This window comes from Alteromonas sp. Cnat2-8, from assembly GCF_022348355.1.
Taxonomy (GTDB): Bacteria; Pseudomonadota; Gammaproteobacteria; order Enterobacterales; family Alteromonadaceae; genus Alteromonas; species Alteromonas macleodii.
Map to the genome: position 1 here is coordinate 369,501 of NZ_JAKREX010000005.1, position 12,532 is coordinate 382,032.

General features: G+C 45.0%; 11 protein-coding genes. 3 read left to right on the forward strand and 8 right to left on the reverse strand.

The window, feature by feature from the left end; all coding sequences use genetic code 11:
• Positions 1 to 2 precede the first annotated feature (2 nt).
• The 3 genes from MHN00_RS15225 to MHN00_RS15235 form a co-directional block, all read right to left on the reverse strand.
• Positions 3 to 1,136, reverse strand: coding sequence for an efflux RND transporter periplasmic adaptor subunit (locus tag MHN00_RS15225; protein WP_039225671.1), 1,134 nt, complete (start codon positions 1,134 to 1,136; stop codon positions 3 to 5).
• 278 nt (positions 1,137 to 1,414) lie between these two features.
• Complete coding sequence (locus MHN00_RS15230; protein ID WP_239301646.1) at positions 1,415 to 3,340, reverse strand: monovalent cation:proton antiporter-2 (CPA2) family protein; 1,926 nt, start codon at positions 3,338 to 3,340, stop codon at positions 1,415 to 1,417.
• A gap of 1 nt (position 3,341) precedes the next feature.
• Complete coding sequence (locus MHN00_RS15235) at positions 3,342 to 3,992, reverse strand: NAD(P)H-dependent oxidoreductase (RefSeq protein ID WP_014976184.1); 651 nt, start codon at positions 3,990 to 3,992, stop codon at positions 3,342 to 3,344.
• 553 nt (positions 3,993 to 4,545) lie between these two features.
• Here MHN00_RS15235 and MHN00_RS15240 point away from each other — a divergent pair.
• Positions 4,546 to 5,040, forward strand: a complete 495-nt coding sequence (locus MHN00_RS15240) for an acyloxyacyl hydrolase (RefSeq protein ID WP_014949059.1) — start codon at positions 4,546 to 4,548, stop codon at positions 5,038 to 5,040.
• An 88-nt stretch (positions 5,041 to 5,128) separates the two neighbouring features.
• Here the strand turns inward: MHN00_RS15240 and MHN00_RS15245 are convergent, their stop codons facing one another.
• Genes MHN00_RS15245 through MHN00_RS15255 form a run of 3 tightly spaced genes read right to left on the reverse strand, consistent with a single transcriptional unit; the run spans position 5,129 to position 8,671 of the window.
• Entirely contained in the window at positions 5,129 to 5,869 is a 741-nt protein-coding gene (locus MHN00_RS15245) for a hypothetical protein (RefSeq protein ID WP_239301647.1), read from the reverse strand.
• A gap of 16 nt (positions 5,870 to 5,885) precedes the next feature.
• Entirely contained in the window at positions 5,886 to 8,183 is a 2,298-nt protein-coding gene (locus MHN00_RS15250; RefSeq protein ID WP_239301648.1) for a molybdopterin cofactor-binding domain-containing protein, read from the reverse strand.
• Entirely contained in the window at positions 8,180 to 8,671 is a 492-nt protein-coding gene (locus tag MHN00_RS15255; protein ID WP_014976187.1) for a (2Fe-2S)-binding protein, read from the reverse strand. Before MHN00_RS15255 ends, MHN00_RS15250 begins: the two co-directional genes overlap by 4 nt.
• A 296-nt stretch (positions 8,672 to 8,967) precedes the next feature.
• On the opposite strand from MHN00_RS15255, the gene MHN00_RS15260 reads away from it, so the two are divergent.
• Complete coding sequence (locus tag MHN00_RS15260; RefSeq protein ID WP_014949063.1) at positions 8,968 to 9,327, forward strand: helix-turn-helix domain-containing protein; 360 nt, start codon at positions 8,968 to 8,970, stop codon at positions 9,325 to 9,327.
• Positions 9,328 to 9,376: 49 nt separating this feature from the next.
• Here MHN00_RS15260 and MHN00_RS15265 read toward each other — a convergent pair whose 3' ends face one another.
• On the reverse strand, positions 9,377 to 9,652 hold the full coding sequence (locus MHN00_RS15265) for an antibiotic biosynthesis monooxygenase (RefSeq protein ID WP_014949064.1): 276 nt from the start codon (positions 9,650 to 9,652) through the stop codon (positions 9,377 to 9,379).
• A gap of 293 nt (positions 9,653 to 9,945) precedes the next feature.
• Between MHN00_RS15265 and MHN00_RS15270 the strand changes: the two genes are divergently transcribed.
• Positions 9,946 to 11,223 carry a diguanylate cyclase gene (locus MHN00_RS15270; RefSeq protein WP_110287928.1) on the forward strand — a complete coding sequence of 426 codons (1,278 nt, stop codon included), beginning with the start codon at positions 9,946 to 9,948 and terminating at the stop codon, positions 11,221 to 11,223.
• 43 nt (positions 11,224 to 11,266) lie between these two features.
• Here the strand turns inward: MHN00_RS15270 and MHN00_RS15275 are convergent, their stop codons facing one another.
• The gene (locus tag MHN00_RS15275; protein ID WP_239301649.1) at positions 11,267 to 12,526 is read right to left on the reverse strand and encodes a urate hydroxylase PuuD; all 1,260 of its coding nucleotides are present in this window, start codon (positions 12,524 to 12,526) and stop codon (positions 11,267 to 11,269) included.
• Positions 12,527 to 12,532 lie beyond the last annotated feature (6 nt).

Here is a 12,532-nt window from a genome sequence, read left to right on the forward strand (position 1 = left end):
GCTTATAGGCCCCCTTCTTTCGTCCACTCCGTAACAGCTTGGCCTTCTTTTACAAGATGAGCTCCAGCAGCAACGATTTTATCATCGTCGTTTAGCGGGCCTTCAACTAACAGACCGTTGGAAATACCGCGCGTAATCATTACTTCTACTGCTTCTACGGTGCCCTTCGTTGCGTCGCTATCACTAGGCTTAAAACGCCATACAATCGCTTTGTCTGGATCTGCATTGTCGGTAACCACCGCACCAAAAGGCACCAGCCAAAGCTTCGCGTTAGACTCAATGAGTTTCGACATATCAAGTAATACGGTGGCGCTCATGCCCGCTAGAACATTGATGTCGTCTGGTTCTGGCAGAGTAATTGTTACCTCATAGCTAAGCTCGCCTTGTCGCGTGGTGCTTTCGTGATCCTTATACATGGCCGCGTAACGCTTGTCTGGCATACCTGAAAAGCTCACCCATGCCATTTCAGATGTTCGATTTTCACGGGCTCGTGAGCGATCAATCATACGCATTTTTTGCTCTGGCAATTGAAACGTAACGTCGATTGCACCCGGCATATGAAGCTCGGCAATGGTTTGCTGCGGTACAATGACTTGGTAATTTTCAACAGGAACAGACGCAATAAGCCCCGCAAACGGTGCGCGAAGCTCCGTATAGCTTAGCTGATCCTGTGCGTTGGTCAGACTGGCTTTAGCGGCTAAAAAATTGGCTTTCGCTTCATCAAAAGTTGAGCGGCTTACCGCGCCTTTTTCAACGGAAGCCTCCATACGTTCAAACATAGCCGATGACACGTCAAACTGAGACTGGGCGGTGGCTAACTGTGCTTTCGCGTCTCTATCATCAAGTCTAGCGATAAGCTGGTTCTCTTTAACTTCCTCGCCCGCTTTTACTTTGAGTTCTTGGAGTTTGCCGCCAATGCGAAACGAAAGGTTTGAATACTCAGCCGCTTCCACTTGCCCCGGGAATTTGGCGATGGTTTCGTCTGAGTGCTGCACTTTATAAAGCGTTACCGGTGTTGATGAGACTGCCTTGGGTGGCGTAGGGGCTTCTTCACACGCACTTAATCCAGCGAGTGCAGTAAATACCATCACAGTGCGCAGGGCTAAGCTGTGAAAGAGACTTTTTTCAGACAACATGGTAACTCTCCATTTAAATAGACCACTTTTTATTCCCACTTAGGCAATGGGTTATCTTGTACAAGGCGCGTGTTAACTTCTGAACGTGAAAGATAAAAAGCCAATATACGACAAGTTTGATATACATACAGGTTATAGCGCTTTTTTCCCTTTTCGATCAGCTTTTTGTTTATTTTTACAAGGCGATAGTATGCTACCGCCCATAAATATTCGTGAGTGACCGGTCACTATCAGACAATTACCCTCTCTAAATACCGCCGGCTAGTTCGCAATTTACCCTAATCAGGTTTCTCATCGGGCGCGAGGTTTTCAGCATAGCCTTTCGGTGGTGGCGTCCAGCCACGCATTTTCGAATGCTTGTCGTGTAAATCTGCTTTTAGCGCATTTTCGATTAGCGACTCAAGTTCAATAAAGAGTTTCAGATAATTATTGTCTACTCGTTCTCCGCTGGCCTCATCCGCCCACGCGTGATACAGCACATCGTTTTGCTGAGCCTCAATATTTTTATACGCCATTTTTTGCCGTTCAACTTGGAAAGGGTGAATATTGAGTGAGCGAAGTGCCTCTGCGCCCATTTCAAGAGCGCTGTGGTACGTTTCTGATACCACAAAATCTGCGCCCAACTGGCGCAAGCGATACCCATGACCGCGGTCAAAGGCACGCGCAAGCACTTTAATGTTAGGAAATGCGTGCTTGGCGTATTTCACCATTTCGGCAGCGGTTTCTTTATCATCTATAGCAATAACTAGTAACGATGCTTCATGGGCGCCAGCAGTATGCAAAATGTCTGGTTTGGATGCATCGCCAAAATAGGCTTTGGTGCCAATCCGTCTGATAAGGTCTATTTGCTCAGAGCGAATATCAAGCACAACGGTATTTACATCGTTGGCCACTAAAAGACGGTTAATGATTTGTCCAAAGCGCCCAATTCCAGCAATAACGACGGTGCCTTTCTCGTCAATTTCATCTTCAGCTCGCTGTGATTTCGCATTTTTGTAGCGAGGAATGATGGCCTTGTCGAAAAGAATAAAAAGTCCTGGCGTTAGGAACATTGAAATGGCAACAACAAGCGAGAGAACAGAAATAATGTCGCTAGGAAGCACATAGTTTTGCGAGGCAAAACTTAATAGCACAAAGCCAAATTCACCCGCCTGAGCAAGGCTTAGTGTGAACAGCCATTTGTTAGTGCCTTTTATTTTAAAAATTAAGGCGATGATAAACAGCACAATGGCTTTCACAAGCATAACAGCTACGGTTAGCCCTGCTATTAGCATTGGGCTCTCACTAATTACAGAGAAGTTAATGCCAGCGCCTACCGTAATAAAAAAGAGGCCTAACAATAAGCCTTTAAACGGCTCGATATTAGCTTCAAGTTCATGTCTGAATTCACTGTTTGCCAAAACTACACCAGCCAAGAATGCACCAAGGGCGGGAGAGAGACCTACAAGTCCCATTAGTGCTGCAATTCCTATAATGAGCATGAGCGCAGTGGCGGTAAAAATTTCCCGTAAACCCGACGCAGCAACAAACTTAAATAAGGGGCGACTTAAGTAGTGTCCTCCGATGGTTAAAAAGGCAATTGAGCTAATGATCACGAGACCTGAAGCCCAAGGGGCAAGCCCTTCAACTAAATTAAAGCTATCGTGTGACCCTGTATCGCCGCCATGTGCATTTCCTGCTTCGACCAGTTCGGGTATGGCAAGGAGGGGGATAAGCGCAAGCATGGGAATAACCGCGATATCCTGAAACAGCAGTACAGAAAAAGCGCTTTTGCCTCCTTCCGTTTTTTGCAGCCCTTTTTCTTGCAACGTTTGTAAAACAATGGCGGTTGAAGAAAGGGCGAATATAAGGCCTATTGTAAGGGCAATGCTAAAAGGCTGAGCAAGCAATATGGCTACGCCTGTGATAAGGGCGGTGGTTAACGCTAACTGAAGGCCGCCCAATCCCATTAGTTTTGACTTCATCGCCCACAGCGAGCGAGGCTCTAGTTCTAGCCCAACCAAAAACAGCATCATGACTACACCGAATTCAGCAAAATGTTGAATGGCAACAGTTTCGTCACCAACAAGGCCAAATATCGGGCCAATCACTAGCCCTGCTATTAAATAGCCTAGTACAGACCCTAATCCAAGACGCTTCGCAATGGGCACTGCAATTACGGCGGCGACCAGATAGATAAATGCATATAAGAAATAGCCAGTCACGTTACTCTCCTTGCGATGTACAAAGGTCTGCGAGATTCTCGATGTGCTTTGCTTTTTCTAGATTCAGGGTGTTAGTGGTCAATTTGTTTAGCAAGGTTGTCCACTTGCCTCTATGTTCAGCAACGCGATGCTCTTCTTGCGCAGTACGAGAGCCAAAGATCGCAAAAGGAGCAATGTAGGTCATGTGCGTGATCTGAGCCATTTGCTCTAAAGGCTGGAGCAGTTGCCTGATGGTGTAATGATTAAAGCCATCAGTTTGATAGGCTTCTTCCTTACCGCCTGCACTTAATGCGCAAAGAAATAATTTATCTTTAAGTGCAGTGCCTTCATGCCCATAGGCAAAACCATATTCCAACACTAAATCTTGCCATTCTTTTAAGATTGAAGGTGTGGAATACCAGTAAAGTGGAAACAGAAAAACAACGACATCGTGATCGATTAAACGCTGCTGCTCCCGTTCAATATCAATATTGAAATCTGGATACTCTGCATACAAGTCAACAGCAGTAACGTGTTTATTCATTTTTGCTTCGTGAAAAAGCGGCACATTTACTTCTGAACGGGTTTGCGCGGGGTGGGCAAAGAGAACCAGTACTTTCTTACTTTTCTTAGCGCTCTCTACATTGCTTTCAATGATGTTCTCGTCAGTCATACATTTCTACTCAGTGCTACAGCCAGCTCTCGTTGAGCGATAAGGAGCCGTTGATTTTTGATGTGCAAAACACGGCAAAGGTCAAAAGACCCTAGGTTATTCATTAATTCAATCTGTACGTTTAGAGCAAATAAGAATGTGTTTTTCCTCAAAGTTATAAGGTTACTAATATTTATTAGGTTGAAAAAAGTAACCTGATTACCATTATGTACTCACGTATAAAAACAGCTTCGAATAGAAGCGTCGACGGAACACTATTTTTAACTTTTGATTAGGGCCTGTTGACCTTTGATGTACAAATTTTGGTCTAGATGGAAGCCTTTTAATCGCGAAACAGTCCTGCAAGCCTAGTGGGCTAAGTTAAAGGACTGTAACAAAGAGTAAAAGGCTTCCATGACGACCCCTTTGGGCAGCGCCTGTGTGCCACCTATACTGCGTTGAATGTTTTCGATTTAGAACCACTAGACCGTCAAACATTCGTCTTGTCTAGATGGCACACAGACCGCTGCAAAATTGTACAGCAAAGGTCAGCAGGCCCTAGGACAGTATAAACATGAAAACACCAGTAAAAACACTCGCACTTGCATTATCTTTACTTTCTCCCCTTGTTTCTCTTTCTACTCAAGCCCTGCCGCAAGGAAGTGAGCTTAAAGCTGGGGCTGCGGTATGGAACTTGTTTGATGACGCAGACCGTTACGCATTGCATGTGGCTTATGTTCACAAACCGCTCGAATCATTTTACGGAATTCGACCAACAGTTCTCTTGGTAAACGCAGATCAAGGCCAACACTATTTCGCTGCTGGGTTGGCAAAAGACGTCTATAAATACAATGACTTTTCAGTACGCGTTGCCTTTCACGCGGGCATTGTTGATGAATCTGAAAATTTAGGCGACACCATTGAGTTCTATTCATCACTTTCCGGACTCTACAATTTCTCTGAATCTTTTTCGCTAGAGGCTGAAATTGGCCACATTTCTAACGGTGGGCTAGGGGACACGAACCCTGGTTCAGAATCGTTTGTATTGAGCGCTCACTACCATTTCTAATCTCGCCTAAACAAGTTGTGCCTACTTCTTTCGTTAAACAGCCCGCTTAAAACGCGGGCTGTTCATTTTTGGCAAAGACTTTTTTAACTTAACTTTCTGTCGGGCAAGGTGCGCCGCCGTTAATCCAAACCGACATTGCCTTAGCAAACTGTGCATGTGTCCCAGGAGCAGGTGTTCTGCCTGGGCCGGGGTTCCATGCCCATCTCACTAATGGATCATCACTGACATGATGCTCAAATTCTTTTTTAAACGTTTTCATGTCATCTCTTCCCCCACGTTGAGCAAGAAAAGAGTTCAAACGTGGGTTTAACCAATTGTTGCATAATTTTGAGGGTGTCATGTCGCTGCCAATAATCATGGTAGGAGGCGGCATGTGCCACACGAAACCTGGCATAAGGTCGTTTGCTGCACCAGGCGGCCTTCCGGGTTCACGCGCATTTTCATCTTGGTGACATCCGCGGCAGTTTACGGGGTGCGTTTCGCCAACCTGAACAAACTTTCCGTCTTGCACCGCCATTTTTAAGTTGTTCAAAGACGTAATGTTCATAGGGTGGGGGACGCTGTTGTCGCCCACTGTCGGTCGGTGAGCGCCATCTTCAATAACACCGTGACAATTCACACACCGTGGATGTGTTGCTACATCGAACAAGTAGTTGAACGCAGTCGTTGGGTTAGGATCTTGCTGATAAGCTTCAAAAGCAGGTGTTGAGTTAGCTGCTTTTGAAACGCTAGCGGTCAAATTACTATGGTCGCTATCGTCACTTTTATTTGCAATACACCCACTCAGGACGAATGATGAGAGAGAACTAATTAATAGGACTGTTATCATTTTCATCATACTGCCCTTATGCTTTTAATGCTGCGGTAACGTGTTGAGCAAGCATGGGCAAATGACGTAGCCGTACACCAATAGCTTGGTACACGGCATTGCCGATAGCCGGCGCGACACCAATAACGCCTGGTTCACCCAGTCCTACTGGAAACTCCTCACTTTCAACAAGTTCAATATCCATCTCTGGGACATCGTTCATACGTAGAGGAAGGTAGGTATGTAAGTTTGTTTTTGAAACCTGACCGTTTTTCACTTCGTTATGTTCAAACAGTGCCAAGCTCAGTCCCCACAGCAGTGAACCTTCAAGCTGTGCCATCGCGCCATCTGGATGAATAACAATACCAGCATCAGACACAACCCATAACTTCTTAACCGTTATCTTTCCAGTGCGCTTATTAACGTGAACATGGGCTGCAGTCGCGAGCCAAGCTGGCATAGTACGTTCTTGTCCCGCACTTACGCTATAGCCAATGCCTTCATCAGCACCAAGTTCAACACTCGCAGTCTTTTTCTTAATAATTTCAAGCGTATAGGCAAGTCGTGTGGCACCGCCGACACTTTCAGGCGCTTTGCCCCCTTGTTTACCTTTACCGTCTAACATAGCAAGTCTGAAGTCGACGGGGTCTTTGTTGGCTTTCACTGCCACTTCGTCAATAAACGATTCTAAGCCCCATACAATCCAACCTTGACCTACCGAACGCAGCCAACCTGGCGTAAACGTATCTTGCGCTACCTTATTGTTAACCGCGCGTGCGCGATGGTGAGACATGGTGTACCAGTGGTCGGCACCAGATGCCGAAAACATATCGACTTTCCCTTCACCGTTTACCCCTGGTGCTAGAAATCCTGGTGCCATTTTTAGTGTTGGCCAGCCTGCCGCAAGCGCATGCTCCATGCCTAAAAACTGATTATTTTCATCGAACGACGCATTAAACAGTGAAGTAGAGGCAGAGCGGGGTTGATCAAATAATGTATCATCCGGGCGCATGAACACCAGTTTGACTGGCTGGCCAGCAGCTTTAGCTGTAAGCAAAGCTGGAACAACCCAATCACCAAAAAGGCGTCGCCCAAAGCCACCGCCAAGATAATACTGGTGAAGGATCACATCACTTTCTGGCACTTCTGCGGCTTTAGCTACAGTAGGAAGTGTTAGGCTCTGCCACTGGTTACCCGTATGTATATGCCATTTACCACCTTTAAATTCAGCAATGGCGTTAAGTGGTTCTAGCTGGAAATGATTGGCAGTCGCTGTGGTGTATAAAGCTTCAATGGCTTGTGCCGCTTTTGTTTGCGCCAGCTCTATATTTCCTTCGTCTACAAAAACGGTGCCTTCCTTTCGATCGCGTACAATTCTTTCGCCTTCTTTTTGTATATCCGCTTCAGAAACATTAGCGGTTTTACCGGCGTTATAGCTGACTTTCACCATATCAACGGCTTTAATCGCAGTAGGGTAGTCTGTAGCCAATACAGTAACCCAACCTTCGATAGTACCGCTCGGATCGGTAAGCACTTTATAACCTTTATATCCCGGTAGACTCTTAGCCTTACTGTCGTCGACATTTGTTACTGTACTGCCATAACGAGTCGGAGGCAGAATGGGGCGTGCATAAAGCATGTTTTCCACTTCCACATCAATGCCGTATACCGCAGTACCGTTAGTTTTAGGCGGGATGTCGAGTGCTTTGTAGTCTGCATTAACACCGATAAGGTGGCGTTTTTTACCCGGTTTAATTGGCAGTTCAGCAAGCTCATCTGCACTGAATGTTTTGTCTACTTTGCCATTCGCTACGATATCGCCATAGCTAATTTTCTTGTTACCTGAGATAACAAAGCCTTTTTCTGCCTTACAACTATCGGCAGGCACGCCAAGCAATTTTGCTCCAGCATCAATTAACACCATGCGGCCAGCGGCGCCCGCCTGAGACATTGGCTTGTAAGTATGGAAAATTGACCAAGAGCCGCCTGTTACCATGTAGCCCCATTTCGGGTCTGTATCAACGTGAACTATAGACACGTTCTCCCAGTCGCACTCAAGCTCATCAGCCAAGATTCTAGCGATTGGCGTGCCGATATGCTGACCCATTTCCGCTTTGGCTATGTTGACGGTAACGTTGCCATCTGTATCCATTTCAAACCAAATATTTGGAGAAAACTGTTTGGCTTCAATACTTTCTTTCGCCGACAGCAGGGATGGAATAGCGGCAGCACCAAATGCCATGAATAAAGACGTTTTCACTGATCCCACCATAAAAGACCGGCGAGATAAGTTGATCATGTCTTTCTTTTCTTGAGAGATATTTTTCATGCTCATGCGTTTTCCCCTTCTGATGAAGCGGTTGGATCAAAGTATTGAACAGAAGACGTTGCAGCGCGCTTAATCGCCTTTTTTATGCGCGCGTAAGCCATACAGCGACAATAATTTGTGCTCATGTGATTAACGATATCTTGGTCGCTCGGGTTTGGATTTCTATCTAGCAATGTCGCTGCTTGCATGATTTGGCCAGACTGGCAATAGCCACACTGAGGAACCTGCTCTTCTACCCAAGCAGATTGCAGCGGATGCGCGTTGTTGAAGCTTTCAATAGTGTTTACGTTCTTATCTTTAGCTAACGAAACGGGATAGGAGCAAGAGCGAATAGCGTTACCATCAATATGTACCGTGCATGCGCCACACATCGCTACACCGCACCCAAACTTGGTACCTTTTAGTCCAAATTCATCGCGTATTACCCAAACGAGAGGCGTATCTGATGCAGCATCTGTCTGCACTCTTTTTCCATTTAACGTAAATTCAATCATGGTTTGTGTCACCGTGAAGTTAATTTTTAATATGCTCTCGCCAAGGCGCTGTACTTGGTTTGAACGGTCTGTTTTGCCTGTTTTAATTGGTATTATTAAAATCTGGCCGCGTTGGCTCTCCCTTTAATAACCGCTCACTCCATAGACGCCCGAATGAACCTTTCGAATTGGAGTTAGACTAATTAACTAAAGGTATACTAGAGGCCAAACTTGCTTATGTGGTCTATTTTAGTTACCTTGTTCAAACAAACAATTAGTATACTTTTAGTAACTAGGTGGCTTTTTTAGGAAAATAGATGGAAAGTGAAATAAAAACAGACGCTAAGGGTAGAAAAACCGTTCTAAATACTTGTACAGAGCCTTGTGCTATAGAGCGTGGAATGCGCCTAATTGGTGGAAAGTGGACGGGTTCTATTATTTATCATCTCAAAGATGAGCCTGTTAGATTTAACGACCTGTGTAGAATGCTTGGCGGCGCCAGCCGGAAGATGGTCGATCAGCGCCTTAAAGAGCTGGAAAACAACGGTATGGTGATCCGCAACGTTATCGACTCTCGTCCAATTGCGGTTGCTTATAGTCTCACCGAGTTTGGGCGCTCAGCGCTAGATATTCTTGAACAGCTAAGAGTCTGGTCTGAAAACCACACGAATGATTGAATACCGCTAGCGGTGAGCATTTATCTCACCGCATTTGCTTTATAAAGCACTAGACCGACACTAGCGGTAATCGAAGTACTTTTTCAACAAGCTCTCCGGCTTTTTCTTGGAAACCAACAAAGTGTTCAGTAGCTTCATGAGCATCAAGGGCATCCTGAGATTGCCATTTCTCCGTAATAACAAACACACCCTCTTCACTTGCATGTAGGTCATACATCACTGCGCCGACTTCTTCTCGGCTTGATTTAACCAAGGGTAACAATGCGTCTAAAAGTGCATCTTGTTGGTTTGGTTGAGAATAGATTACGACTGAAAACTCGATCATTTTACTGTCCTATTGAGAAAAAACGCTAACATAGGCAACTAACGGAGTAATGGTTAGCGTTTAAAGCTGACTAGCAACTTTTTTCAGGTGAAAAGCAATCTCCACCATCAAATGCCTTTTACCGCTATGTCGCAGTTAGACGCTATCTAAGCCTTTTTCTTAGATGCATTTTTTAGCGAATGAAAAAAGTTAATCTATAATGACTTATACTAAAGTATAAAAGGGTGCTCATTATCCTTTGAGTGCCACCTCTTGAGGCGACGGAATGCAATTACCGAACGGGGCGATGCCCTATGTTTGAAAAAACTTTTCACTTTTGTCCTGTTGGGCTCGCTCACGTAAGCGTGGATGGAAGCTTTATACGTGTAAATAAGCGACTGTGTGATTTTTTAGGATATTCTGATGAAGAACTAACGACGTTAACCTTTCAAGAATTAACTGCGCCAGATTATCTTGATGAAGATCTAAGTTACTTAGAGCGCCTGATGGCAGGTGATATCGATGACTATGCGATTGAAAAGCGATATGTAAGGCGCGATGGCGAGCAAGTTTGGGCGAAGTTAACAGTGTCTTTAGTAAGAGATCAGCGCGGCAACCCAGACTATTTTATTTCTATTGTGGAAGATATCGACGAGAAAAAGCGCATCCAGTCTGAGCTCTTTCAAGTTGATGCCTTGTTTAGCAAAATTGTTAGCGCATTTTCTGATAGAACGTTTATATGGGTGGCGACGCCAGACTTGTCTAAACTGCAATACGTTAACGATGGCTATTCAAACATATTCGGTCGCAACGAGTACGAACTTTACTGTAACCCTATGAGCTTTATTGATCATGTACATGAAGATGATAAAGCACGGGTGTTAAAACTGTTCAGTCAACGCCCTTTGCAGAATTGGGATATTCAATATCGTATATACGACTCGAAAGGCGAAGTGAAGTACCTTCACGATCGCGGAAGCTTGATATTTGACGACCGTGAAATGCAGTCGCTTATTTTAGGTACAGCCGACGACATAACAAGAGAGAAAACGCAGCAACAAGCTCTGATGAGCGCCGTTACTAAATTAGAGCACCTGTCGAAAACCGACTCGCTCACTGGACTTGCCAATAGGAGAGAGATATTTAGCCAGTTAAGTGACGAAATTTCTCGTATGGATCGTGGCCAACAAACGTCAACGCTTGTTTATATAGACTTAAACAAATTCAAAGAAATTAACGATAAATATGGTCACAAGGTAGGAGACAAGGCGCTTGTTGAGTTCTCTGAAAGAATGAGTAGTTTGCTGCGTGATAGTGATAGATTCGGTCGTATTGGAGGAGATGAATTTGTCATCTTGCTCTATGGCACGGGTGAAAAGGAAACGGAAGCTTTTTTTAATAGGGTTGCCCAAAGCGACTTTGAAGTTAATGTAGATGGCAATAAGGTAGTACCAATTGGCTTCAGTGTTGGCTGGGTTGAGTGGAGCGAAGGGATTGAAACGGTGCAGGAATGGCTAGATAAGGCCGATGAGGTAATGTACGGAAAAAAGCGTTATCAGCAAGTTTTAACCGCGATTGATAAAGCGATGTAGATAGCTATTTCTGAGACTCGATATCTACATCGCTTTCGCCATTTTATTTTTGTCTTTGAGCGAACCAGCTCGCTATTTCCTGACGCTCTTTTTCTGTCATTTTTGTCTTATTTAAAAATGGCATGTCTTTGGTCACAGTGGTTCTTCGAACCACTTGTGGAGCAAACCTTTCAATATCTTCCCATGTATCTAATACTACGCCTAAAGGCGCGACTTTAAAGATATCGTCGGTTGGCGTGCGCGAGTGGCAACCCACACAATGGGTCGTAATTAAGCTTACTACTCGCTCATTGCTTACTTCAGAACGCGCTTGGGCGACTGCATTGTTAGCCGTTACTTTTTTACCTACTTCATCGACAAGGGTCACATCTTCATGTCCTTCATTCGATGTATGTGATGGCGACTGTGGCCATGACACCCATAGGGCGATTGCTAGCATGGCGACTGCGCCAGACACTAAAATACCAGGTTTAGTGGTGCCCACATGACGCAAGTTAAAGAAATGACGTATCCAAGCGGCAGCGGCCATTATCGCAATGAGTACCAGCCAATTTTGCGGGTGTTGATACGTCATGGGGTAATGATTTGAAATCATGATAAACAGCAGTGGCAGCGTAAAGTAGTTATTGTGTACCGAACGCAATTTAGCGCTCGCCCCCCAATTAGGATCAATATCTTTCTTATCGGCTACAGCTGCTACCATTTTGCGCTGATTCGGCATGATGTTGAAAAAGACATTCCCTGCCATGATAGTGCCAATAAGCGCACCAACGTGAATATAGGCACCGCGACCGCTAAACCACTGGGTAGACAGGTAGCTGACAATACAAACAAGCGCGACTAATCCAATACCAAAGGCAAGTGGATATTTTGCCAATGGGCTACGACACGCAAATTCGTATAAGGCTAGTCCGCCAAAGATTAGGCCTAAACCTAAAGATATTGCCGTGGTCGGTGACATGGCGTTTACCGAAGGGTCGATAAGATAAGCGCTAGCACCAAAGTAATAAACAATTATGAGTAGTGCGAAGCCCGATAACCACGTGGTATAGGCTTCCCATTTAAACCAGTGCAGTGTTTCTGGCATTTTCTCTGGGCCATAGGCGTATTTTGCGACCTCATAAAAGCCGCCACCGTGAATAGCCCATAAGTCGCCTTTGATACCTTTGTCCTGTTTCCATTTAGGTGGCGTGCGTAGATTGTTATCCAACCAAATGAAGTAAAACGACGCGCCAATCCACGCTACACCCGCTACAACGTGGAACCAACGTACAAATAAACTTATCCAATCTAGCCACGGCATTATTGT